We start from the raw sequence: 23,781 nt of genomic DNA, 5'->3' as shown, positions 1-23,781 counted from the left end.
TGGGAGGATTGGCTTGTGACCTCGAGGGGGTAGGCGCTGGAGCTAGACAATTATCGACGTTAAAAGTTTATTTATCACTTAAAATAAACAATTGAGCCGGCAACAGCTTTGCCGGCTTCTCTCTTGGAGAAAATTGAGATAAACCTAATAGGAAACATGGTTTTACAGATAATCAAGCTATAATATGAAAAAAATAATTTTTGAGGTGACGGAAATGGAATTAGCAGATATTCGCAATGAACTTGAAAAAACAGCTAAGATTTTAGCGGACTTTAGGGGGTCTCTTTGACTTAGAAAACAAAGAGGCGCGCATCGCTGAGCTTGATGATGTCATGCTGCAGCCTGGATTTTGGGATGACCAGCAGGCGGCACAGGTCGTTATCAGCGAATCAAACTCACTGAAAGAACAGGTAGTTGAATTCCACGATTTATACGAAACGTTTGAGAATCTGGAATTAACTTACGAGCTAGTAAAAGAAGAGAGCGACGCAGAATTGCAGGCAGATCTTGAGGAAGAACTCAAGGACTTGGTTAAGCGTCTGAACGATTTCGAGCTTCAGCTTCTTTTAAGCGAGGAATACGACAAGAACAATGCCATTCTTGAACTGCATCCGGGTGCAGGCGGAACCGAGTCACAGGACTGGGGCAGCATGCTGCTTCGTATGTATACACGCTGGGCAGAGAAGAAAGGCTTCAAAGTTGAAACACTTGATTACCTGCCAGGAGATGAAGCGGGCATCAAGAGTGTTACCCTTAGCATTAAGGGCCATAACGCATACGGCTACCTAAAGGCGGAAAAAGGTGTACACCGTCTGGTAAGGATATCGCCATTTGATTCATCAGGACGCCGCCATACTTCATTCGTTTCCTGTGAAGTGATGCCGGAATTCAATGATGAAATTGAAATCGACATCCGTACCGAAGATCTGAAAATCGACACATACCGTGCAAGCGGAGCAGGCGGTCAGCATATCAATACGACTGACTCTGCTGTCCGTATCACTCACTTGCCGACCAATGTCGTGGTAACCTGCCAGACAGAGCGTTCCCAGATCAAAAACCGCGAACGTGCCATGAAAATGCTGCAAGCTAAGCTTTATCAAAAGAAAATCGAAGAGCAGGAAGCAGAATTGGCTGAAATCCGCGGTGAGCAAAAAGACATCGGCTGGGGAAGCCAGATCCGCTCATATGTCTTCCATCCGTATTCCATGGTAAAAGACCACCGCACCAACACGGAAGTCGGCAACGTCCAGGGAGTTATGGACGGTGACCTGGATATGTTTATTAACGCATATTTGCGTTCGAAATTGATTTTGCCTCAGGATTAATACTAAAAGACACGAAGCCAATGCCGGCAGAGAGATCGGCATTGGTTTTTTTTGAGTGCAGAGATAAAATTGTATTTATAAAATCTCATGATTCCCCCGCGATCTCCAGATAAGGATTTAAAAGTGAAGAAAATTTTTACTAAAAATGCTTTGTCAGCATATCATTAAATCCTTTTCCCTTTAATACTTCATAGCATCATATACTCTAATCACTTTATTGAAATAACTTTAATTTCACATTCATTTTAGAATATAAAAAATAGTTTGACAAATAAAATAAGCTGACGTTAAAATACAAATATGTTCACCAATACAGAACTGAGTTTTATAATGTAAAACAAAATGGTTTGAAGGAGTGATAAACTTAAAAATTTTTAATGGTTTTTTGAAAGCGTTTTTATAAATTAAATATGTTTTTTGAACTTCCAATGATAGCGCAAACATAGAGTCACTATCATTTTTAGAAATAATGAGGGGGAAGATTGATGAAGAAGTTGTCTATTTTATTTTTGAGCATTCTTATGTTCAGCACGATGGTATTGGCAGCCTGTGGAGGAAATTCAAACTCGACCGGAGCTTCTGAAAAAGGATCCGATAGTGCCAGCGGAGAAGGGGGCAAGCGGACAATCAAAGTTAGTATCGGGGTCAATGACAAGCATCCGGAATATGAGGCATCCTTGAAATTTAAAGAGCTTGTTGAAGCAGAGTCAGATGATTTAACAGTGGAAGTCTATCATTCCGGCCAGATTGCAGATGACCGTTCAGCAATTGAAATGCTTCAGTTCGGTACGCTAGATGTGACCATTCCATCTACTTCACCGCTTGTAAACTTTATACCGGCGTATGGAGTTTTCGATCTTCCGTTCACGGTTCCAAATGAAGAAGTGGCAGATAAGGTATTGGATGGCCCTTTTGGAGATAAGATGCTTGAAATGGTTGACCAGCAGGGATTAGTTGGTTTGGCCTGGTGGGAAAATGGTTTCCGTAACTTAACAAACGATGTAAAACCAGTTGCAGGTATGGAGGATGTTAAAGGATTGAAAATCCGTACCATGGAAAATGAAATCCACTTAGATGCCTGGAAAGCCCTTGGTGCTAACCCAACTCCAATGGCATTCACTGAATTATTCACAGCTATGCAGCAGGGTACGATCGATGGACAGGAAAACCCATATCCAACAATATTGTTAAGTAAGTATCCTGAAGTTCAAAAGCATATTTCGAATACAAATCATGTGTACACACCTTTTATTTTCTTATTCAGCAAAAAGATTTGGGAAGAGCTTTCTGCAGAACAACAGGATATAATCTCGAAGGCAGCAGTAGAAGCAGGTAAGTTTAACCGTGAGCGTACACGTGAAGTAGCAGACGAATCACTTGAAACATTAAAGAAAGAAATGACTTTTACAGAAATCAAAGAGGGAGAATTTGAAAAGTTCCAGGAAGCTGTGAAGCCGGTTATTGATAAATACAAAGATAAAATCGGCGCTGAAATTGTAGATGAGTTCCTTGCTGAGGTTGATAAGGCAAAATAAATTTGAAACGAGCAGCCGGTTGTCGCCCGATGGCCGGCCGCTTTTTGAAGAAGAGAGGCGATCAGTTTGCTAAAAGTACTAAGATGGCTGGACGAAAACTTTGAAAAATACATACTATTCGTTTTATCGTCGATCATGGTTTCTGTCATTTTTATACAGGTGTTCATGCGCTATGTGATGTCAAATTCTCTGTCATGGTCTGAAGAGCTTGCGCGGTACTGCTTCATCTGGCTTATCTATATCGGTATCAGCTATGCTGTCAAGCATCATCGCCATATCAAAGTGGATGCCGCACTCATTCTTTTTAAAGATAAAACGAAAATTTATTTTTCACTCATCTCTAATATCCTCTTTTTAGTATTCTGCGTATATGTAGTGTTCTATGGCTACGGTATTGCATCCCAGCTCTTGATGTTTGGCCAGACGACACCTGCACTTCAAATTCCGACAGGCGTTGTATATCTTGCTCCACCGGTTGGAATGGGACTTGCGGGCATCCGATTGATTCAAAATATCATAGGCAATATTATATCGATTAAAAACTTTGATAAAACTCATGAACTGCCTAAAGATGCTGAACAAAATATAAATGTGATCTAGACTTTAAGGGGGTAGGTTCTGAATGGCAGGGGTATTATTTGGTTCATTTGCCGCATTTCTATTTTTAACTGTTCCAATAGGAATTGCAATCGGGTTAGCCGTATTATTCACCATTTTATATACCGGCAGTATGCCAGTTGAATTTTTAATGAAAGAATTAACCAACTCAGTTGACTCTTTTCCGCTGCTGGCTGTTCCATACTTTATTATCGCCGGCGAAATCATGGGGAAGGGAGGAATATCCAAGCGCCTGTTCAATGTAGCTGATTCGATGGTCGGCAATAAAACGGGCGGGATTGCAATGGCAACTATCATCACTTGTATGTTTTTTGCAGCTATATCCGGTTCCGGTCCGGCAACCGTTGCAGCGATCGGCGGAATTATGATACCGGCCATGGTTCAAAAAGGGTATGATAAACGTTTTGCGACTGCAGTTGTAGCAGCAGCGGGGTCAATTGGCGTCATTATTCCTCCGAGTATTCCAATGGTTATTTACGGTGTTTCCGGCAGTGTTTCAATAGGAGATATGTTTATTGCCGGAATCATTCCAGGGATATTAGTGGGCATTGGACTAATGGTTTATTCTTATATCCATTCTAAAAAAATGGGCTATACGGGATCAAATCAAGAAACAACCTTAAAAAGCATCCTAACAGCTCTTTGGCAAGCTAAATGGGCCCTCATGATTCCGGTTGTTATTTTAGGGGGCATATATGGCGGTATTTTTACACCAACAGAAGCAGCGGTTGTTGCTGTTGTTTTCGGCTTAATCGTCAGTGTGTTCGTATATAAAGAATTAAAGCTTAAAGATTTGCCGCAGATTTTCGTTGATTCTGCCTTAACGACTGCATCAGTATTGGTTATTGTTGGAGCCGCAACAGCATTTGGCCGGTTATTGACACTTGAACAAATACCAAATCAAATTGCTGAAGCCATGATTTCCATTTCGAGCGAGCCGCTTATCATCATGATGCTTATTACCTTATTGCTCTTAATTGTAGGATGTTTCATGGACACGATTGCAGCAATTATCATTTTAACGCCAATCCTCCTGCCGGTTGCCCTTCAAATTGGGTACGATCCGATTCATTTCGGGATTATTATGATCGTAAACCTGGCAATTGGGTTCATAACACCGCCGCTTGGTGTAAACCTGTTTGTAGGTGCGGGGATTTCAGGGTTGTCACTGGAACAGTTATCAAAGGCAATTGTGCCATTTTTCTTTGCAATGGTATTCACACTGCTGATCATTATTGTCATTCCGCAGATTTCACTTTTGTTCTTATAAACGGCCAAATCAGTGCTCTGCGGATATTAAACAGCATTTTTATAAAGAGAATCGCTGTTTCCTTTTTGTGTATATTACAAAACTCGATTTTATATTATAGAACAATGAACAACTTTAGAGATTTGCAGCAAAACTAACGAAGGGGAGATGAAGATGAAAAATAAGAAGTTATTTGGATTGGCAGCCACCGTACTTGCAAGCTTCTTAATCCTCGCCGGCTGTGGCGGGGAGGAAGCAGGAGGCGGAAATGGAGGGGGAAAGAAAAAGGTAATCAAGGTAGCCCATTACTTTGCTGAAGACCATCCCCAAAACGTGGCATTGAAAGAAAAGTTTAAAACAATAGTAGAAGAAGAAACTAACGGCGAGCTGGAAGTTCAGCTTTACCCGAACAGTACATTGGGTGCCGAGAAAGAATTCTATGATGGAGTCCGCAACGGGACAATCGAAATGGGAATTCCTGGTTTGATCATGCAGGCTGACATTCCGAAAATGGCCGCCCCGGAATGGCCATTCTTATTTAAAGATTTTGACCATGCAAAAAAGGTATTGAATGGGCCGATTGGCGATGAATTGACAGAAGACCTTGAATCTGAACATGGTGTAAAGCCCCTTGCCTGGAGTGCAAATGGATTTAGGATGATTTCCTCAAACAAAACGATTGATAGCTTAGAAGATCTTGATGGACTCCGCCTGAGAATGCCGAATATACCAAACTATATTGAGCTGGGAAAATTACTTGGCGCTAATGTAACTCCTCTTCCAATCTCTGAAGTATTCACAGCGATGGAGCAAAAAGTAGTTGATGGCCAGGATAACCCAATTGCTACAGTTAGGGCATCAGGCTGGTATGAGGTCCAAAGCGATATTTTGGAATCAAAGCATATGTTCAGCCCTAACTTGTATATCATCAACAGTAATTTTTGGAACGGTTTGACGGAAGAACAGCAGAAAATTATCGAAAAGGCTTCAAAAGAAGCTGCAGATTATGAATTTGACCTCCTTGAGAAGAGCTATGAAGAAGATAAGAAATTTCTCGAAGACAATGGCTTAAAATTTACAGCTCCATCAGAGGAGTTTTCAGCTGAAATGGAAGAAGCAGCACAGCCTTTGTATGAAGACATTTACAGTGAATTTGATTGGGCGAAGGATTTAGCTGATCGCATCCGTGCGGAAGCAGAGTAGCAGGAAGAAGAAGCCTGGGGGATATAACTCTGTTATTCCTCCGAGCTTAAATTGCAGGGAGGAGAAAGCTGTGCTTAGCAAAATTAACTCTTTTTCTACCAAACTATTAAACATTGCGATTGCCTTTTCACTGGCAGCCATGTCCCTCTCCGTCTTTGGAAATGTTGTTTTGAGATATGTATTCAATTCAGGTCTTACCTGGTCTGAAGAAATGTCCCGCTACTTTTTTGTCTGGATGGTCTTCCTGGGGGCCATTGCTGCATTGAAGGATAAAATGCACCTTGGCGTGGACACCGTTGTCAATGCCTTGCCAAAGGGACTTCAAAAAGTTGCCTTTCTGATCAGTAATGCAATAGTCCTTTACCTGCTATGGCTGATCTTGGAGGGAAGCTGGAAAATGACTCTTCTCAATATGAACAGTACCGGTCCGGCCACAGGCATGCCCCTTTCCTTTTTATATGGGATAGGTGTTCTGTCCAGCATTTGGATGATGATTATCATAATAGCAAGCCTCTTTAAGGCTATCCGGGGAAAATCTGATAACCTGACGATCGTTCAATCCTCTGACGATGTCTTAGCAGAAGTTAACACTGACCAGGAAGAGAAGATCATTGCAAAATAACGGCGTAGGGAAAGGAGGGGAATATTCGCCATGATTGGAGTATTTTTAGGGTCGCTGTTTGGGTCACTGACATTAGGGGTGCCAATTGCATTTGCCCTGCTTGCCAGCGCGGTTATGCTGATGTTTGCCATGGGGACGTTTGATAGCCAGATCGTTGCCCAGAACCTGATCAATGGAGCTAACAACTTCTCATTAATGGCTATCCCGTTTTTTGTTTTAGCTGGAGAACTGATGAATGCAGGAGGAATCTCCAAGCGAATCGTAGACTTTTCCATGGCGCTGGTAGGGCATATTCGTGGCGGCCTTGGTTTTGTAGCCATTATTGCCAGTATTCTTTTTGCAGGATTATCGGGTTCCGCTGTTGCAGATACTGCAGCACTTGGGGCAATTTTAATTCCCATGATGATTGCCAAAGGTTATAACGTAAACACCTCAACAGGCATCATTTGTGCATCAGGTATTATAGCTCCTGTTATACCGCCAAGCATTCCCATGATTTTATTTGGGGTAACCGCGGGGGTATCCATTACAGATCTATTCATGGGCGGCATTATTCCTGGAGTGATGATGGGAGTCGGGCTCATGATTGGCTGGTTCTTTATGTCGCGGAAGGATACAAGTGAGCTTCCCCCGCGAAAATCAGCCAAAGAAATTTGGAAAGCGATTCAGGATGCCAGTTTTGCTTTGATGCTTCCAGTCATCATTATTGGCGGTCTGCGCGGCGGGGTTTTTACACCAACTGAGGCTGCCGTTGTAGCTGCATTTTATGCCTTGTTTGTTGGTTTATTCATTTACCGTGAGCTGAAGATGGAAGAGCTGTACCATGTTTTAATTGCTTCAGCAAAAACAACGAGTGTTGTGATGTTTGTGGCCGCTGCTGCCATGGTATCAGCCTGGCTTATTACGGTCGCAAATGTTCCTGCAGAGATTGCGGGCTACATGGGATCATTAGTTGAAAGTCCTCTGATCTTAATGATGGTCATAATGATTTTCCTGCTGCTGATTGGCCTTGTGATGGATCTGACACCGGCTATTCTTATTTTCACACCAGTTCTGCTGCCGCTTGTTAAGATGGCCGGAATCGATCCAGTCTACTTCGGAATTGTCATGGTGATCAATCTATGTATCGGATTGATTACACCTCCGGTGGGCACTGTTTTATATGTTGGCTGCGGAATCAGCAAAATCAGCCTGGTAGAGTTGACGAAAGGAATTTGGCCATTCCTGGTTGTTCATGTCATTGTGCTTCTTCTATTGATCCTATTCCCGGAAATTATTACAGTGCCGCTTGCATGGCTGAATTAATGAAGGAGAAAAGGTAATGGACATTATTAAAGAAATCTTAAAGGATATTCCTATTCCCAGAATGGTAAAAGTAAGACAGAATTTCCACGCACCCCAGCTGGAAGATGTGGCGGATGCGGTAAGGAAAACCCTGAATGAAACCAATGTGATGGCAAAAATAAGTGAAGGCGATTCCGTTGCTGTTGCAGTCGGAAGCAGAGGTTTGGCTGATCTGCCTGTTCTTGTGCGTGAAACCGTCAGGGAAATTAAACGCGCAGGAGGACACCCGTTTATTGTACCGGCAATGGGGAGCCATGGAGGTGCTACAGCTGAAGGACAGACCGATGTGCTTCACCAATTGGGCGTTACGGAGGGGGCTGTAGAAGCACCGATTAAATCTTCTATGGAAGTTGTCAAAATTGGCGAACTGCCAAATGGGCTTCCAGTCTACATTGACCGAAATGCCAATGAAGCTGACAAAATTGTTGTCATTAACCGGATTAAGCCACATACAGCATTCCGCGGACCGGTTGAAAGCGGCCTTATGAAAATGATTACCATCGGGCTCGGAAAACAAAAAGGGGCGGAAGCCGCTCATGCCTTCAGTTTTAAATATATGGCAGAGCATGTGCCGGAAATGGCGAAAATTTCTTTGTCAAAGGCGCCAATCATTTTCGGCCTGGCATCACTTGAGAATGCTTATGACAAGATTGCAAAAATTATAGCTGTGCCGGCGGAAGACCTGGAAACAGCCGAGCCGGAGCTGTTAATGGAAGCAAAGTCCCTTATGCCCAAAATCCATTTTGATGAGTTTGATGTGCTTATTGTCGATGAGCTTGGAAAGGATATTTCAGGGGATGGGATGGATCCCAATATTACAGGGAATTTCGCTACACCATATGCAGCAGGCGGACCGGATATAAAAAGAACAGTTGTCCTGGGTCTGACCGAAAAAACGCATGGAAACGCAAATGGCATTGGTATGGCAGATATGACAACCAAAGCGGCAGTGGATGAAATTATATGGGAAAAAGGCTATGCAAATGCTCTGACCAGCACCGTGATCGAAGTCATTAAGCTTCCAATGGTGCTTGAAACAAAAGAGCTTGCTGTCAAAGCTGCTATTAAAACCTGCAATGCCTTTGACTTAAACAAGGTAAAAGCTGTTCGAATCAAGAATACATTAGACATCGGAGAAATCTGGATCTCGGAGAGTTTGATTGAAGAAGCGAAACAAAACAGCAATTTAGAAATTATTTCTGATCTCCAGGAATTAGTGCTCGATTAATCCGAAGATTATCTGTAAAAACTATTCTTGCAGATTGATAGATAAGGAGTGTTCATATGACACATTTATACCCGCTTATAGATAATCCTGTAAATCCATACCGTGACAATGTGCAGGGAAAAGCAAATGAACCGATTACGGTAGCTGGACTGCTGGACCGGGCAAAACAGACACTTGGTTCTTCCTATGAAGGAGGAAAGCCGGATTGGACACTCGAGGAAATTTACAACCGCCTTGAAGTAAATGCTCCGCGTATTGCCATTATCGGAGGTTCATCTGACCATCCCGCTCACATCATGGACTATCAGACCTCTGCACGTGCAGCCATCCGCATCTGGCAGAATGGCGGGGTTCCCTTTTACTTTTCCACCCCGGTTATGTGTGATGGCACTGCCCAAAGCAATCAGGGGATGAGCTATTCACTTCAAAGCAGGAACGCTGTTGCCCAAATGGTTGTCAATCAGCTGGAAGCACATAGTTATCATGGTGCATTCGTCATTCAAGGGTGCGATAAACAGCCGCTTGGCGTTGTCAGTGCGCTTGCACATGTTGATCGGGTAAGACGCAGCCGCGGCGAAGCTCCATTTTTTGCAACATTTGCCCCTGCACATGTTCTCGAAGGCGGATCGATTCCGGACGATGTAATCACAGAGCTTGAAGAGCTGGCGAAAAAAGCTGAATTGAATGGTGCGGCTGATGTGGCGGCTGATCTGCGTGACACAATGGCATATATCCTGCAATGTTCATCAAATACAGCCTTCCAGGGTGTGTTCGAGCGTGCATATGAGCGGGGCATCTTAACAAAGGAACAGCATAAGTATTTTGAAATGAGGCTGGCAGTTGCGACATGTGACGGACAGGGAGGGGTTTGTGCCTTTAATGGAACCGGCAATAGTTCCAGACATCTTGTAGCTGGACTGGGCCTTGTTCATCCCGCGGTGGAGCTGCTGACAGATCCGCCGACACAAAGGCAGATCAATTCGGTTCTTGACAGCTTTGCCACTATGATTAATGAAGAAAGGTATGGCGTTTCCAATATTGTGGCTGCCAATATCAAGAATGCGATCCGCATTCATAGTGCATCTGGCGGTTCTACAAACCTGATGATGCATATTGTTGCGGGCATGCTATATGGAGGATACAATTTTAGTCTATGGGATTTGGACCGCATACATCATGAGCATCCGATTCCGGATTTGTTTGACTATAGCCTGACTGAAGGCCGTGATATTTACTCGCTCGCCATGCAGTGCTGCAGCGGAACGAGCAGGGGAATGGAAACGCTGTTTTACGAATTGCTTGAACATGGTGTACCGATGGATCAGGATGCGCCAACAGTTGCAGCCAGAACCTGGAGAGAGCGTCTCGCCATCACAAGAAGCCTCCAGGCATTAAATGTTAAAGAAAATCCTGTTATATTATCTGCTGAAGCACCGCGCAGGGCATTTAGCGGAGTGGATGTTCTCCAGGGCAATTTCTTTGAAAGCGCAGTGGTAAAAATCAGCGGAATGCCGACACCGCAGCTTGATCAATTCGATGATAAGCTGGCATTTGTTCTTTATTTTGAGAATGAAGATGATGCAAACAGAAGCTTGCTTGACTCGAATCTGCTTAACGATATTAAAAAGGATAAGCTTTTTGACCATAACCTGCTGCTTGAAACACTAAAATATAACAACAGAGTGGAATGGGAACTTTTAAAAGAAGAATCATATGAGAAGCTATTTGACGAGATGGCTGAAAAAGGCATATTGAAAATTTCAGTTGTCATTGCCGGTCAGGGTCCGTTAGCCTTTGGAATGCCGGAAATGTTTACACCAATGCAGCATATTAATGCCAACCGGGTCATGAAAAAGGTCGCAACCATTATCAGTGACGGGCGCTATTCCGGCGTTACATACGGTGCTGCAATTGGACATATGACACCGGAAGGATATGAGGGCGGCGGCATTGGCTTCCTTCAGACAGGTGATGTTGTACATCTTCAGCTTCGGGGACGGCGCATTGATTTTGTAGACAAAACCCAGCTTTTTGCAGGGAAGGTTGTCCATGCCTTTACTGACAGCTTAAAAGCAGATCGCCAATCTCTTGTGGAGGAGAGAAAGCAGAGAATGAAGGCTCGCCAGAAGCTGGTTGCAGCAAGCAATCGCATGTATGGCCATACGGATGCTGCAAACGGAGTGGTTCCGCTGGCTGTAGCCGAGGATGCAGATCTGGATTATGAGACAGATGTTTTGCTTCAAGAAGCAGGCACTGTTGCAAATTAAAGAGGCAAGCTCGTCAAAATTCCTGTAAAATTAGGCTAAATAGAACTAGGAGAGTGAGCGGAAATGCCTATTATCCAATCAGTGGAACGTGCATTAAAAATTATGGATTTATTTGACGAGCGGGAAAGGGAATTATCCATTACAGAAATCAGCAAAAGAATGAATCTGCATAAAAGCACGGTTCATTCTCTGCTGAAGACTTTGCAGGAACAGAGATACATCTCCCAAAATGAGGAAAATGGAAAGTATCGTCTGGGGCTTAAGCTTTTCGAACGGGGCAATATGGTTCTGAGTAATCTTGATTTGCGGAAAGTTGCCAGAAAGCATCTTGAAAGGCTATCCGCCATGACGAACTTAACGGTCCACCTGGTCATTCTCGATGGACAGGAAGGTGTTTATATCGATAAGGTTGAAGGAAGCGGAGTTACGGTTCTTTACTCCCGCATCGGACGCCGGGTTCCCGTTCATACAAGCGCAGTAGGCAAATCGCTCATTTCAACGAAAACAGATGCCGAATTGGATCAGTTTCTTGAAAACTATCAGTACACAAGACAAACACCAAAGTCAATCTCTTCGAAAGAAGAATTACTCTCGGAGATTGCTCATGTCCGAGTGGCAGGCTATTCAGTGGATAATGAAGAAAACGAACCGGGCATTGTCTGTTATGCTGTTCCGATCAAAGACTATTCCGGTGAGGTAATAGCAGGGATAAGCATGTCCATGCCTGCTGCTAAAGTAACGGATGAAGTCCGTGAACACCACGTGGGACTCCTGAAAGAGTGCAGCACCAGCATATCGCAGGACCTCGGATATGAGTACCAAAAAATTTAGGTGGGTAAAGTTTATATTCCATGCCGGCCGGGAGCCTGTTCAGAAGGGTTCCCGATGGTTGGCTTAATGCTGAAGGCATAGCTCTAATGCATGCGAAATTAATTAAAAATTTAAAAAATGGCAAATAGTCATTCAGGAGGAGTTAACATGAGAATTATCCGCTATCTAAAAGGAAATGAAAAACAACTGGCAGCTGTAACGAATGAGAATGAAGCAGCCGACCTTCCATTCAGCGATTTTATGTCACTGATTGCTAAAGCACGTGAAGATAACAAAACAGTGTTTGATATTGTAAAACAAATTGTCGGTGAATCAGAAAAACTGCCGCTGGAAAATCTTCAGTTAACCACTCCAATTGATGCTCCAGAAGTTTGGGCTTCAGGCGTAACCTATAAAAAAAGCAGGGAAGCGCGAAACTATGAAGCCACACAAGGAAAGCTTGACAGAGAAACGTTCTATGACAAAGTCTATGATGCGGTGCGTCCGGAAATCTTTTTCAAGTCAACATCTGCAAGAACGGTAGGTCCCGATGATCCTGTATATCTTCGATCCGATTCCAACTGGCAAATCCCGGAGCCGGAGCTGGGGCTTGTCATTGATAAAGATGGCAAGGTGCTTGGCTATACGGCTGGAAATGATATGAGCTGCCGGGATATAGAAGGGGAAAATCCGCTGTACCTGCCGCAGGCAAAGGTTTGGAAGAATTCCTGCTCCATAGGGCCGGCTATTGTATTGGCCGAGACTGTTTCAGATCCTTATGAATTTCAGATTATTTGCCGCATCTACCGGGATGAAGAGCTTGTATTTTATGGAGATGCCCAAGTCAGCCAGCTGAAGCGCACCCTGGATGAGCTGGTCCAATACCTGGTGCTGGATAACCAAATCTTTGACGGAACGGTCCTTCTGACAGGAACCTGCGTAGTGCCGCCAAACGAATTTACTTTAGCGGAAAATGACCGGATTGAAATTGAAATTCCTGGCATTGGCATCCTTAATAACCCGGTTGTCCAAAGCCAGCAAGTAGGGCAGGCAGCTAAGGGGTGAGCTGATGAGTGAATACAAGACACTTTTTTTAAATGAAAAGGATAGTGTAGCTGTAGCTCTTTCCGATATACCTGCGGGAGCAGAAGTGATTGTTAAAACAGAGGGCATCGAAAAAACAGTTAGAATTCTTGAGCCAATCCGCTTTGGCCATAAATTTGCAGTCCGGGCCATTCCCCAGGGAGACGACATTATTAAGTATGGTGAGGTGATTGGGGCGGCAGTCGCCCCGATCGATGCCGGAGAACATGTACATGTTCATAACCTTGAAGGCAAAAGAGGAAGGGGTGACAAAGTTGTTCAATGAGAAGCTTCAGTTTTGGGGTTACCGCCGTCCTGATGGCCGTGTTGGAGTAAGAAACCATGTGCTGATCCTGCCTACCATTACTTGTGCAACGCAAACGGCACAGCGGGTGACAGAGCTTGTAAATGGAACGGTTACATTCATACACCAGCATGGCTGTGCACAGGTTGGAACCGATTATGACCAGACGGCCAGAACATATGCCGGAATGGGAATGAATCCAAATGTTTACGGTGTGATCGTTCTCGGCTTAGGCTGTGAAACCCATCAGGCACACCGTATTGGCGATGAGATTGCCAAATGCGGCAAGCCGGTCGAGACCGTATCGATACAGGAACATGGCGGCACACTTCAAACCATTGCGGAGGTGGCTAAAATTGCGGTGAAAATGGTTCAGGATGCATCTATGGTGCAGCGTGAGCTATGTGAATTCAGCGAATTGATTGTCGGTACAGAATGCGGGGGCTCGGATGCATGCTCCGGCCTATCGGCAAACCCGGCTGTTGGGCGTACAAGCGACATGCTGGTTGAACAGGGCGGCACCGCCATTTTAGCTGAAACAACCGAATTAATCGGTGCAGAGCATTTGCTGGCCAACCGCGCAGCGAATGATTCGGTCGCAAAAAAAGCGTATGCCGTCATTAAAATGATGGAAAACCGCTCTATCCAGATGGGTGTTGATATCCGTACCGGTAATCCAAGCCCGGGCAACATTGAAGGCGGATTGAGCTCTCTTGAAGAAAAGTCGCTTGGAGCTGCAACAAAGTCAGGCACGACACGTTTGGAAGAAGTGATTGACTATGCAGAAAGGCCAACCAAAAAAGGGCTGGTCTGGATGGATACCCCGGGTCATGATATTGAACAGCTAACGGGTATGGTTGCAGGCGGAGCACAAATCGTTCTTTTCACCAGCGGGCGCGGAACACCAACCGGATCGCCGATTGCCCCTGTTATTAAAATCTCGACAAACACACCAATGTTCGAACGCATGAACGAAAACATGGATCTTGATGCCGGAACGATCGTTGACGGCAAAGAAACTGTCGGAGAAGTCGGCGGACGGATTATGAAGGAAATCCAGGCTGTCGCAAATGGCAAATTGACAAAAGCAGAAATATTGAAGCAGCACGACTTCGGAATTTGGCGTATTGGGCCAACTTTTTAATAAAAGGTTCTGCAGTTACCGGCTGAAATTAGAAAAAATCGGCTAAATGAACGAAATTACAAGCTTTTCTGACTCAAATTAGCGGGCAGGGTAACATTTACCGGCCGAAATTAGAAAAATACCGGCCAAACCACCGGATTTACCGGCCAACGGTATTCTGCAGAAACTCAAATTTGGTTCATCTTTGCAGGGTTATTTCAGCATCCAAAGACCCGCAGACCCAAATGCGCCGAACGTCAGACCGCCAACAGTTGGCAGAGCCCATGAAGCAGATATCAGCAGGCAAGTTTATAGGAGTTAAAAAAGCTTATTAAAAAGGAGAGATTATAGCATGAAAACTACAATCGAAACAAAAACATACAGCAACTTCATTAATAACGAATGGAAAGAATCCGCATCCGGAAATGTAATTGAAAGCATTAACCCTGCTACAAAGGAAGCGGTAGGCTATGTGCAAAAATCGACTGAGGAAGAGCTGGATCAGGCTGTAGAGGCGGCATTCAATGCGAAGAAAGCATGGCGCAAGCTTGGCCAGTCGGCGAGAGGACAGCTATTGTTCCAGACAGCAAACATCCTTGAATCAAGGCTGGATGAAATTGCGGATAGCATGACAAGGGAAATGGGAAAGACTCTTCCTGAAGCAAAAGGAGAGACAGCCCGAGGCATCGCCATCCTCCGTTATTATGCAGGAGAAGGAATGCGCAAAGAGGGGGACGTGATTCCATCAACTGATAAAGATGCCCTTATGTTCACAAAGCGTGCTCCCCTTGGAGTTGTAGGGGTTATCACTCCTTGGAACTTCCCGGTTGCGATTCCAATCTGGAAAATCGCGCCTGCACTTGTGTACGGAAATACAGTGGTATTCAAGCCTGCGAGCGAAGCGGCTGTCACTGCTGCTAAGGTGGTCGAGTGCTTTGCAGAGGCCGGTTTCCCTGAAGGTGTCTTAAATTTTGTAACGGGCTCAGGCTCTGAGATCGGCCAGGGATTGATCGATCATCCTAAATTGAATGCCATTACTTTTACAGGATCAGAAAGTGTCGGACAAAGCGTAGCGAAAGCAGCTGCTGCGCGCGGCATCAAATTCCAGCTTGAAATGGGCGGAAAGAACCCTGTTATTGTTGCGAAAAATGCCAATCTTGACCAGGCTGTTGAAGCAGTCATCAGCGGCGGATTCCGCTCATCTGGACAAAAGTGTACGGCTTCAAGCAGGGTCATTGTAGAATCTGATGTTTATAACGAATTTAAGCGGAAGTTAATCGAAGCCTCTGAAAAAATCACTGTTGGCAATGGACTCAAAGAAGGAATCTGGATGGGACCTTGTGCAAGCGAAAGCCAGTTCAACACATTTAACAAGTACATTGAAATCGGAAAAAATGAAGGTGCCAGACTTGTTCATGGCGGCGAAGTGCTGACAGGCGGTGAATATGATAACGGCTTCTTCGTTAAACCGGCGATTTTTGAAGAAGTAACACCTGACATGACGATTGCACAGGAAGAGATCTTTGGGCCGGTCATTGCGCTTATTAGAGCCGTTGACCTGGAAGAAGCAATCGAGGTGGCAAACAATACAAAATATGGATTGAGTGCATCGATCTTTACTTCAGATATCAGCTCGATTCTGGAATTCATCGATGAAATTGAAGCGGGTCTCGTCCGGATCAATGCGGAAAGCGCCGGTGTAGAACTTCAGGCGCCATTTGGCGGAATGAAGGCTTCAAGCACAGGCTCACGTGAACAAGGTGAAGCTGCAAAAGAATTCTATACGGCCATTAAAACAGTTTTCATAAAGGGCTCCTAAACCGCTTATTGAGGAAAACCATTTAAACCTAAAAAGGAGATTTCCAGAATTGAAATCTCCTTTTTATCAAAAAGTTGCGAGGTGCCCATATGAAAATTACGAAACTTTCATTATATAAAGTTCCGCCGCGCTGGCTGTTTTTAAAGATTGAAACAGATGAAGGCATTTCCGGCTGGGGAGAGCCTGTTGTTGAAGGGCGCGCTGAAACCGTGAAGGCTGCTGTCAATGAATTATCAGATTATATCATTGGCCGCAATCCCAATGACATCGAAGATATATGGCAAACGCTGTACCGTGGCGGTTTTTACCGTGGCGGCCCAATATTGATGAGTGCGATCTCCGGGATCGAGCAGGCGCTCTGGGATATTAAAGGCAAGTATTACAATATACCAGTCTATGAAATGCTCGGGGGCAAAGCGCGCCAGAAGATTAAAGTGTATTCCTGGATCGGGGGGGACCGGCCGGCTGAGGTTGCTGCGGAAGCAAAAATAAAGCAGGAACAGGGCTTTCAAGCGATTAAGATGAACGCCTCTGAAGAAATGAACTACATAGACAGCTTTTCAAAAGTGGAAGCGGTTATTGAGCGTGTGGCTTCTATTCGTGAGGCACTCGGCAAGGACTTCGGCATAGGGGTTGATTTTCATGGCCGCGTTCATAAAACCATGGCCAAAACATTGGTGAAAGAGCTGGAGCCATATCGCCCAATGTTCATTGAAGAACCGGTTCTTCCGGAAAACAATGAGGCTCTGCGTGAGATTGCCCTGCATACAACCTGTCCAATTGCCACTGGAGAAAGGATGTATACACGCTGGGGATTCAAGCAGCTTCTGCAGGATGGATATGTAGATATTATCCAGCCTGACCTTTCGCACACAGGCGGTATTCTGGAAGGAAAGAAAATTGCCGCAATGGCTGAGGCGTATGATGTGTCGATTGCACCTCATTGTCCTCTTGGACCAATGACACTGGCATCTTCGGTTCATCTGGATGCTTCTACTCCAAATTTCATCATCCAGGAACAAAGCCTTGGCATTCACTATAACCAGGGAATGGACATTCTCGATTATATTAATAATCCTGAAGTATTCGCCTATAAAGATGGCTATGTAAAAATTCCGGATCAGCCTGGACTCGGTATAGAGATTAACGAGGAAAAAGTCAAGCAGGCAGCAGAAGCCGGACATGATTGGAAAAATCCTATTTGGCGCCATGAAGATGGCAGCATTGCCGAATGGTAAATGAGGAGGAAATCGAATGAGCTTTCATGGAATTATTCCCCCGGTTGTCACTTTATTTGATGAAGCGGGAAATTTGGATTTGGAGCTGAATAGAAGGTATCTTGATAAGCTGATTTCTCAGAATATTCATGGGATATTGCTGATGGGCAGCTCAGGTGAGTTTTCTTCTCTTTCCATCGAAGAGCGGAAGCTTTATGTCAGGGAAATGATTAAACATATCCATGGGCGCGTAAAAGTTATGGTTGGTGTCGGCCATACAGCCCTTAAGGAAGTCCTTGAACTGACTTCTTATGCAGAGGAACAGGGAGCAGATGGTGTGCTTGTTGTCAGTCCTTACTATTGGAAGCTTTCAGATGATCAGCTTTATCGCTTTTATTCAACTGTTGCCAATCATACAGAGCTCTCCGTGTTTATTTACAATATCCCGCAATTAACCGGCCAAAATTTGCCGGTTGAGCTAATCGTCAAATTGGCCAAAGACTATCCGAACATTTCTGGCATAAAAGAAACTGTCGGTAATTTTGGCCATATTCGGCAGGTAATTACAGAAGTGAAAAAGGTCCGTCCTGATTTCCTTGTTTTCTCAGCCTTTGACGAGCATATGCTCCCGGCTCTGATGATTGGCGCCGCTGGCAGCATCAATGGCAGTGCTGTATTTGCTCCAGAAGTCTCAGTGGATTTATATGAATCTTATCAAAGAGGGGATTTAGCTGAAGCCCGGACTAACCACCAGCAAATCTCCAGGCTGATGGATGTTTATACGTATTGCCCGACCTTTTTTACAACGATGAAAGAAGCTGTTCATCAGCGATGGTTTGAAACAGCAGCAGGGCATCGTGCTCCGTTTGATGTATACCCTGCCGATTTACGTGAAAATGTTCAAAATTTATTACAAACTATTGAAACGAAAGAAGGCGTCCAATTATGAAAGAATCCCGCGAATTGCTTGAACAATTAGGCTACCCATCCAGCGATTTTCAAGAATTGCCAACATCTGCAAAGAGATTTCCTGACGGTGCACAATACCGGGTTGAGATTCCAAGCGTTGAAGGGCCTGAAGCGTTAAAAGCCACGCTTGAAGAAATCGATCGCCTTGGCTTGACGATTCACCGTGTCTCACAGGGAAGCGGAATTATGCTTCAGACAGATGAGGAAATCAAAGAAATGTGCGAACTGACAGCAGAACGAGGAATGGAGCTGAGCTTATTTGTAGGTCCAAGAGGCACTTGGGATATCAGTGCTGCTCCGTTTACATCGGGGGGCAAATCACAGGCGCTTCGCCACGAGGGAGCGGATCAGCTTGTTTATGCCATGGAGGATTTAAAGCGCGGTGCTGAACTGGGCTTGAGAGGTGCACTTGTAGCTGATGAAGGACTTCTTTTATTAACAAAAGAAATGAAGAAAAAGGGCCAGCTCCCAGAAGACTTCGTTGTAAAGGTATCTGTGCAAATGGGCTCGGCAAACCCTGTTTCAGTAAAACTGATGCAGGATATAGGAGCAGATACGTATAATGTACCTTCCGCCTTACCGCTTGCAAAGCTTGCTGCCATCCGCCAGGCCATTGATATTCCGATTGATTTGTACGTGGAGGTTCCGGATAATTTCGGCGGTTTCCTGCGCTACTACGAAATCCCGGAAATCATTCGGGTGCTCGCTCCAGTTTATATTAAATTTGGCCTTCGCAATCACCCGGATGTGTATCCTTCCGGAAAGCAATGGGAAAGCACGAATATCTCACTCGTAAAAGAGCGTGTACGCCGTGCTTCTATTGGCATCCAAATGATTGAACGCTACTATCCGGAAGCCGTTACTTCAAAGCTTGGTGCAGAAGGGCTTGGGGTTCCGAAGGCTGAAAAAACGCTAGCTAAATAATTTTCAATCCCTGAGCGGTTCCAATCCGTTCCAGGGATTTCTTACTATTATTCCAGGGGTGAAAAGAATGGCATTTAAAGTACTATTAACAGACTATGAATTTGAAAATCTCAAATATGAGGAAGACGTATTTAAAGAAAGCGGCCTTGATATTGAATTCGTCAAAGCCCAGTGCAAAACGGAAGATGAGGTGGCCGAGCAGGCCAAACATGCTGACGCCATTTTAAATCAATACGCGCCAATCTCCAGACGTGTAATAGAATCCCTTGAAAATGCCAAGGTGATTTCCCGCTATGGTGTTGGTGTGAACACGATTGATATAGATGCAGCCAATGAAAAAGGCATTACCGTAGCTAACGTTCCTGATTATGGGATGGAAGAGGTATCAAACCACGCACTGGCTCTTCTTTTATCATGGGCCCGTAAAGTGACTCTATTAAATAATGAAGTAAAAAGAGGGAATTGGGATTTCAAAGCTTGTGTCCCTATTCACCGTTTTAACAATCAAACAGTAGGAGTTCTTGGGTTCGGGCGCATTCCAAGAAGATTTATTGAAAAGGTAAAGCCACTTGGCTTTAAATTGGCTGCATATGATCCCTTTGTTTCCGCAGAGGATATGGCATCAGCCGGAGTGAAGAAAATGGAGCTGGATGAAATCATAAGGGAAGCCGACTATTTATCGGTACATGTTCCGTTAATTAAGGATACCTACCATTTATTAAATGCAGACCGATTTAGCCAAATGAAGAAAAATGCTGTCATCATTAACACTGCACGAGGTCCGATCATTGATGAAAAGGCCCTGATAGAAGCGCTTGAAAATGGCATTATAGCAGGTGCCGCTCTCGATGTAGCCGAAGAAGAGCCAATTAGCATCGATAGCCCGCTTCTTCATATGGATAATGTCATTATTACTCCGCACAGCGCCTGGTATTCAGAGGAAGCCATGGTGGAGCTAAGACAAAAGGCCGCGAAAAATATCGTACAGGTTTTAAAAGGTGAAAAAACACCTTATGCCCTTACGTAAGAAAGGATAGTGCCGAATATGAAACTAGCTGCTTTCACGATTAATTCTCAACAGCATATTGGTGTTGTCCAGGGAGAGAAAGCCATCAGCTTAACAATACTTGCCGGAAATCAATTTCCTTCGTGCCTGAAAACCTTTATAGAAAGAAGTGAAGAACTGCTGCCGCTTGCTGAAAAGCTTATTAGCCAGGGTACCAATGAGGAGGCTGTTTTTCCAATATCCGATGTGAAAATCCTTCCGCCGGTGCAGGCTCCGGAAAAAATCATTTGTATTGGCTTGAATTATATTGATCATTGCAGAGAAACCGGAATGGAGCCGCCTGCTTCACCGGTGATCTTTTCAAAATATGCGAATGCCATCGTCGGCCATCATGACGCGGTGGAGATTCCTATCAATTCAAGTGAAGTTGATTTTGAGGCAGAGCTTGCTGTTGTCATGGGAAAGGAAGCTAAGCGGGTAACGGAAGAAGAGGCAAACGATTATGTTTTTGGCTACACGATCATGAATGATATTAGCGCGCGTGATTTGCAATTTAAGGACGGACAGTGGTCCCGGGGCAAAACAGCCGACACCTTTGCGCCAACAGGACCAGTGATTGTGACAAAGGATGAAGCAGGGGATCCGCATAGTCTATCAATCTCACTCGAACTCAATGGGGAAATTATGCAAGATTCTAATACAAGCAACCTGATATTTACCATACCGCAGATTATCTCCTTCTTATCGCAGTCTATGACGCTAAGACCGGGTGACTTAATTGCAACAGGAACGCCTCCTGGAGTTGGAATGGGCCGGGATCCAAAGGTGTGGCTGAAAGAAGGCGACAAAATGAGTATTACCATTGAAAACATCGGAACACTATCCAATTACGTAAAAGGTGATTCACAGAAGAAAGAGGGCTGATAGACATGGATGTTGTAACAATCGGGGAAACGATGGCTCTTTTTACACCGAATGAGGAGGGCATGCTTCGCCATGCCCATTCTTTTTCGATGAAATTTGGCGGGGCAGAGTCCAATGTCGCCATCGGATTGAGCCGTCTCGGACATCGTTCGAGATGGATCAGCCGTCTTGGGGAGGATGAATTTGGTGATGCAATGCTGTCATTCATCCGCAGCGAAGGAGTGGATGTTTCCTATGTGACGCGCGATCAAAATGCCCCGACAGGCGTATTTTTTAAAGAGTTCAGGCGCATGAATGACACGCGTGTCTATTATTATAGAAAAGATTCTGCGGCCAGCAGAATGAATGCCGACTGGCTTTTGGATGAGTCCATTTTAGATGCTGAGTACCTTCATCTTACAGGCATTACACCAGGACTCAGCCCTTCATGCCGGGAAATGCTTGAAAAAGCAATCCGGGTAGCAAAAGGAAATGGAACCAAAATTGTTTTTGATCCAAACCTCCGTTTGAAAATTTGGCGTGATGGGACAGAAGCACGCCAATTTTTGAAAAAATATGCCTCTGAAAGTGATATAGTCCTACCGGGTATTTCCGAAGCAGAGTTTCTGTTCGGCGCATTATCACCTGAGGAATATGTGGAGAACTTTCATGAGCTTGGGATTGAAACAGTCATTATGAAATTGGGAAAAGAAGGATCGCTGATATCATCTTCATCGGGTTTGGTGAAGAAAATTCCAGGCTTTATGGTTGAGCGGGTAATTGACCCGGTTGGTGCGGGTGATGCATTCGCTGCAGGTGTCCTTTCAGGACTGCTGGACGGAAAAACGCTTGAAGAAGCAGCACTGCAGGGCAACGCGATGGGAGCAATGGTAACAATGGTGAATGGCGATGCAGAAGGCTTGCCAACTCGATCTGATCTTGTGTCCTTTATGAATGGCAATCTGGAAGATGTTACGAGATAAAAAGGAGGAAAATCAGTGAGCAAGTTAGAAGAGTTAAAGAAGAGCAAGATTGTTGCTGTTATTCGCGGTGCAAGCCAGGATCAGATTTTGCCCATTGCTCATGCGCTGCTGGCCGGCGGTGTCAGCACATTTGAAATAACAGTCGAAACACCAAAGGTTTGTTCGTTAATAGAAAAAGTAAGAGAAGAGTTTGGAAACCAGGCAATCGTAGGGGCAGGGACCGTGCTGGATCCTGAAACAGCGCGTGCAGTCATTATGTCTGGAGCGGAGTTTATATTTTCGCCAATCGTTAATGCGGAAACCATTAAACTGGCAAAACGTTACGGTGTACTCAGTATCCCGGGTGCCCTCACCCCAACTGAAATCCTGACAGCCTATGAAAATGGCGGAGATCTTATTAAGGTGTTCCCAGCCGATGTCATGGGTGTCTCTTATTTCAAGAGCCTGCAGGGGCCGCTTCCGCATATTCCGCTGATGCCAACCGGGGGTATTGATGTCAAAAATATCCGGGAATATTTAAAATCGGGGGCAGTTGCCGCAGGAGTAGGCAGTTCGTTAGTAAATGCAAAAAATCTAAATTCGGATGAGGATTATTTGAAACTGACTGAAAAGGCAAAGAAATTTTCTGAATTAATAAATTTCTAAATCATTGGCAGTTTCGGAAGCTAATTCAAATCAAAAGGACCTGCCATTTGGATAGGTGGAGGTCCTTTTGCCAGATTGCTGGATTAGTTGATTTGGATTTATTTCAGGTGCTTCCAAACCTCTTGAAAAACCAATTTTAATGGTATTCCGTATTGCTCAGATATAGCTTTGCAATCACTGAATTCCGGGGCTTGCTGAACAATTTCACCTTGCATCAGCCCCTCTTTAACAGAGACGTTCCCCCATCGTGTTTCGACCTTTCGAAATTTCCGGCCAAGCCGATTTACAGAAAGCGGGTAGTATCGCACACCCAATGTGGTGGTTTCTCTAAAAATGATATTCATCATCTCGGATTTTTTCTTACTTTCACACAAAACCTGGAGCATGGTACCCGGCCGATTTTTCTTCATGTAAATCGGTATATAAAAGACATCATTGGCCCCGGATTGAAACAATAAGTCCATAACATGTCCCAGCCATTCTCCAGGAATGTCGTCCAGATTTACTTCAATTTTGATCATGTCATGATCAGTTTGCTCTTGGCCATGCTGCATTTTTTACGAGCCTCCTTAAGCTGGTATAAATTTTAGATGAAGAAAAG

The 23,781-nt window shown here is 44.5% G+C and carries 22 protein-coding genes; 21 read left to right on the top strand and 1 reads right to left on the bottom strand.

Annotated features, from left to right (window positions below; translation table 11 throughout):
• Nucleotides 1-214: 214 nt before the first annotated feature.
• The 21 genes from prfB (at nt 215) to NR125_RS25115 (ending at nt 23,180) form a co-directional block, all read left to right on the top strand.
• Nucleotides 215-1,328 (top strand): peptide chain release factor 2 gene (gene prfB, locus NR125_RS25215; RefSeq protein WP_099049186.1). Its coding sequence is split into 2 segments (ribosomal slippage): nt 215-286 and nt 288-1,328, totalling 1,113 coding nucleotides; the frame shifts between segments, so codons are not numbered across the junction.
• 485 nt (nt 1,329-1,813) lie between these two features.
• Nucleotides 1,814-2,863 carry a TRAP transporter substrate-binding protein gene (locus tag NR125_RS25210; RefSeq protein ID WP_009331945.1) on the top strand — a complete coding sequence of 350 codons (1,050 nt, stop codon included), beginning with the start codon at nt 1,814-1,816 and terminating at the stop codon, nt 2,861-2,863.
• A 66-nt stretch (nt 2,864-2,929) separates the two neighbouring features.
• On the top strand, nt 2,930-3,463 hold the full coding sequence (locus NR125_RS25205) for a TRAP transporter small permease (protein WP_009331943.1): 534 nt from the start codon (nt 2,930-2,932) through the stop codon (nt 3,461-3,463).
• Nucleotides 3,464-3,485: 22 nt separating this feature from the next.
• On the top strand, nt 3,486-4,751 hold the full coding sequence (locus NR125_RS25200; protein ID WP_009331941.1) for a TRAP transporter large permease: 1,266 nt from the start codon (nt 3,486-3,488) through the stop codon (nt 4,749-4,751).
• Nucleotides 4,752-4,904: 153 nt separating this feature from the next.
• Entirely contained in the window at nt 4,905-5,933 is a 1,029-nt protein-coding gene (locus NR125_RS25195; protein ID WP_256816352.1) for a TRAP transporter substrate-binding protein, read from the top strand.
• A 70-nt stretch (nt 5,934-6,003) separates the two neighbouring features.
• On the top strand, nt 6,004-6,555 hold the full coding sequence (locus tag NR125_RS25190; protein ID WP_071156362.1) for a TRAP transporter small permease: 552 nt from the start codon (nt 6,004-6,006) through the stop codon (nt 6,553-6,555).
• Nucleotides 6,556-6,585: 30 nt separating this feature from the next.
• Entirely contained in the window at nt 6,586-7,860 is a 1,275-nt protein-coding gene (locus NR125_RS25185; RefSeq protein WP_009331935.1) for a TRAP transporter large permease, read from the top strand.
• 16 nt (nt 7,861-7,876) lie between these two features.
• Nucleotides 7,877-9,127 (top strand): nickel pincer cofactor-dependent isomerase, group 22, encoded by a 1,251-nt coding sequence (locus tag NR125_RS25180; protein ID WP_009331934.1) that lies wholly within the window; start codon nt 7,877-7,879, stop codon nt 9,125-9,127.
• Between the two features lie 56 nt (nt 9,128-9,183).
• Nucleotides 9,184-11,394, top strand: coding sequence for a dihydroxy-acid dehydratase domain-containing protein (locus NR125_RS25175; protein WP_256816350.1), 2,211 nt, complete (start codon nt 9,184-9,186; stop codon nt 11,392-11,394).
• A 63-nt stretch (nt 11,395-11,457) separates the two neighbouring features.
• Entirely contained in the window at nt 11,458-12,225 is a 768-nt protein-coding gene (locus NR125_RS25170; RefSeq protein ID WP_009331932.1) for an IclR family transcriptional regulator, read from the top strand.
• 147 nt (nt 12,226-12,372) lie between these two features.
• The gene (locus tag NR125_RS25165) at nt 12,373-13,269 is read left to right on the top strand and encodes a fumarylacetoacetate hydrolase family protein (RefSeq protein ID WP_009331931.1); all 897 of its coding nucleotides are present in this window, start codon (nt 12,373-12,375) and stop codon (nt 13,267-13,269) included.
• A gap of 4 nt (nt 13,270-13,273) precedes the next feature.
• Nucleotides 13,274-13,573 carry a UxaA family hydrolase gene (locus NR125_RS25160; protein ID WP_009331930.1) on the top strand — a complete coding sequence of 100 codons (300 nt, stop codon included), beginning with the start codon at nt 13,274-13,276 and terminating at the stop codon, nt 13,571-13,573.
• A complete protein-coding gene (locus NR125_RS25155) occupies nt 13,563-14,735 on the top strand; it encodes a UxaA family hydrolase (RefSeq protein ID WP_009331929.1) in 1,173 nt (390 codons plus the stop codon). Before NR125_RS25160 ends, NR125_RS25155 begins: the two co-directional genes overlap by 11 nt.
• A 331-nt stretch (nt 14,736-15,066) precedes the next feature.
• Nucleotides 15,067-16,533 (top strand): alpha-ketoglutaric semialdehyde dehydrogenase GucD, encoded by a 1,467-nt coding sequence (gene gucD, locus NR125_RS25150; protein ID WP_009331927.1) that lies wholly within the window; start codon nt 15,067-15,069, stop codon nt 16,531-16,533.
• An 89-nt stretch (nt 16,534-16,622) separates the two neighbouring features.
• Nucleotides 16,623-17,771 carry a galactonate dehydratase gene (dgoD, locus tag NR125_RS25145; RefSeq protein WP_071156366.1) on the top strand — a complete coding sequence of 383 codons (1,149 nt, stop codon included), beginning with the start codon at nt 16,623-16,625 and terminating at the stop codon, nt 17,769-17,771.
• Between the two features lie 16 nt (nt 17,772-17,787).
• A complete protein-coding gene (locus NR125_RS25140) occupies nt 17,788-18,699 on the top strand; it encodes a dihydrodipicolinate synthase family protein (protein WP_009331923.1) in 912 nt (303 codons plus the stop codon).
• Nucleotides 18,696-19,643, top strand: a complete 948-nt coding sequence (locus NR125_RS25135; RefSeq protein WP_071156370.1) for a U32 family peptidase — start codon at nt 18,696-18,698, stop codon at nt 19,641-19,643. The genes NR125_RS25140 and NR125_RS25135 overlap by 4 nt, the downstream gene beginning before the upstream one ends.
• 67 nt (nt 19,644-19,710) lie before the next feature.
• The gene (locus tag NR125_RS25130) at nt 19,711-20,670 is read left to right on the top strand and encodes a C-terminal binding protein (RefSeq protein ID WP_034296086.1); all 960 of its coding nucleotides are present in this window, start codon (nt 19,711-19,713) and stop codon (nt 20,668-20,670) included.
• An 18-nt stretch (nt 20,671-20,688) separates the two neighbouring features.
• Complete coding sequence (locus NR125_RS25125; RefSeq protein WP_071156374.1) at nt 20,689-21,573, top strand: fumarylacetoacetate hydrolase family protein; 885 nt, start codon at nt 20,689-20,691, stop codon at nt 21,571-21,573.
• Nucleotides 21,574-21,578: 5 nt separating this feature from the next.
• On the top strand, nt 21,579-22,535 hold the full coding sequence (locus tag NR125_RS25120) for a sugar kinase (protein ID WP_009331915.1): 957 nt from the start codon (nt 21,579-21,581) through the stop codon (nt 22,533-22,535).
• Nucleotides 22,536-22,550: 15 nt separating this feature from the next.
• Entirely contained in the window at nt 22,551-23,180 is a 630-nt protein-coding gene (locus tag NR125_RS25115) for a bifunctional 4-hydroxy-2-oxoglutarate aldolase/2-dehydro-3-deoxy-phosphogluconate aldolase (protein WP_071156376.1), read from the top strand.
• A gap of 98 nt (nt 23,181-23,278) precedes the next feature.
• Here the strand turns inward: NR125_RS25115 and larC2 are convergent, their stop codons facing one another.
• Nucleotides 23,279-23,734 (bottom strand): nickel pincer cofactor biosynthesis protein LarC2, encoded by a 456-nt coding sequence (gene larC2, locus NR125_RS25110; protein WP_256816348.1) that lies wholly within the window; start codon nt 23,732-23,734, stop codon nt 23,279-23,281.
• Nucleotides 23,735-23,781: the final 47 nt, after the last annotated feature.

This window comes from Cytobacillus sp. Bac17 (genome assembly GCF_024519925.1).
GTDB classification, from domain to species: Bacteria; Bacillota; Bacilli; order Bacillales; family Cytobacillaceae; genus Cytobacillus; species Cytobacillus pseudoceanisediminis.
This window is presented reverse-complemented; position numbering and strand designations above follow the sequence as displayed.

Excerpts from the sequence above, each read along its gene's own strand:
- NR125_RS25210 (WP_009331945.1), top strand. The coding sequence starts at position 1,814 with ATGAAGAAGTTGTCTATTTTATTTTTGAGCATTCTTATGTTCAGCACG.
- NR125_RS25200 (WP_009331941.1), top strand. The coding sequence starts at position 3,486 with ATGGCAGGGGTATTATTTGGTTCATTTGCCGCATTTCTATTTTTAACT.
- NR125_RS25195 (WP_256816352.1), top strand. The coding sequence starts at position 4,905 with ATGAAAAATAAGAAGTTATTTGGATTGGCAGCCACCGTACTTGCAAGC.
- NR125_RS25185 (WP_009331935.1), top strand. The coding sequence starts at position 6,586 with ATGATTGGAGTATTTTTAGGGTCGCTGTTTGGGTCACTGACATTAGGG.
- NR125_RS25180 (WP_009331934.1), top strand. The coding sequence starts at position 7,877 with ATGGACATTATTAAAGAAATCTTAAAGGATATTCCTATTCCCAGAATG.
- NR125_RS25175 (WP_256816350.1), top strand. The coding sequence starts at position 9,184 with ATGACACATTTATACCCGCTTATAGATAATCCTGTAAATCCATACCGT.
- NR125_RS25170 (WP_009331932.1), top strand. The coding sequence starts at position 11,458 with ATGCCTATTATCCAATCAGTGGAACGTGCATTAAAAATTATGGATTTA.
- NR125_RS25165 (WP_009331931.1), top strand. The coding sequence starts at position 12,373 with ATGAGAATTATCCGCTATCTAAAAGGAAATGAAAAACAACTGGCAGCT.
- NR125_RS25160 (WP_009331930.1), top strand. The coding sequence starts at position 13,274 with ATGAGTGAATACAAGACACTTTTTTTAAATGAAAAGGATAGTGTAGCT.
- gucD (WP_009331927.1), top strand. The coding sequence starts at position 15,067 with ATGAAAACTACAATCGAAACAAAAACATACAGCAACTTCATTAATAAC.
- dgoD (WP_071156366.1), top strand. The coding sequence starts at position 16,623 with ATGAAAATTACGAAACTTTCATTATATAAAGTTCCGCCGCGCTGGCTG.
- NR125_RS25140 (WP_009331923.1), top strand. The coding sequence starts at position 17,788 with ATGAGCTTTCATGGAATTATTCCCCCGGTTGTCACTTTATTTGATGAA.
- NR125_RS25135 (WP_071156370.1), top strand. The coding sequence starts at position 18,696 with ATGAAAGAATCCCGCGAATTGCTTGAACAATTAGGCTACCCATCCAGC.
- NR125_RS25130 (WP_034296086.1), top strand. The coding sequence starts at position 19,711 with ATGGCATTTAAAGTACTATTAACAGACTATGAATTTGAAAATCTCAAA.
- NR125_RS25125 (WP_071156374.1), top strand. The coding sequence starts at position 20,689 with ATGAAACTAGCTGCTTTCACGATTAATTCTCAACAGCATATTGGTGTT.
- NR125_RS25120 (WP_009331915.1), top strand. The coding sequence starts at position 21,579 with ATGGATGTTGTAACAATCGGGGAAACGATGGCTCTTTTTACACCGAAT.
- larC2 (WP_256816348.1), bottom strand. The coding sequence starts at position 23,734 with ATGCAGCATGGCCAAGAGCAAACTGATCATGACATGATCAAAATTGAA.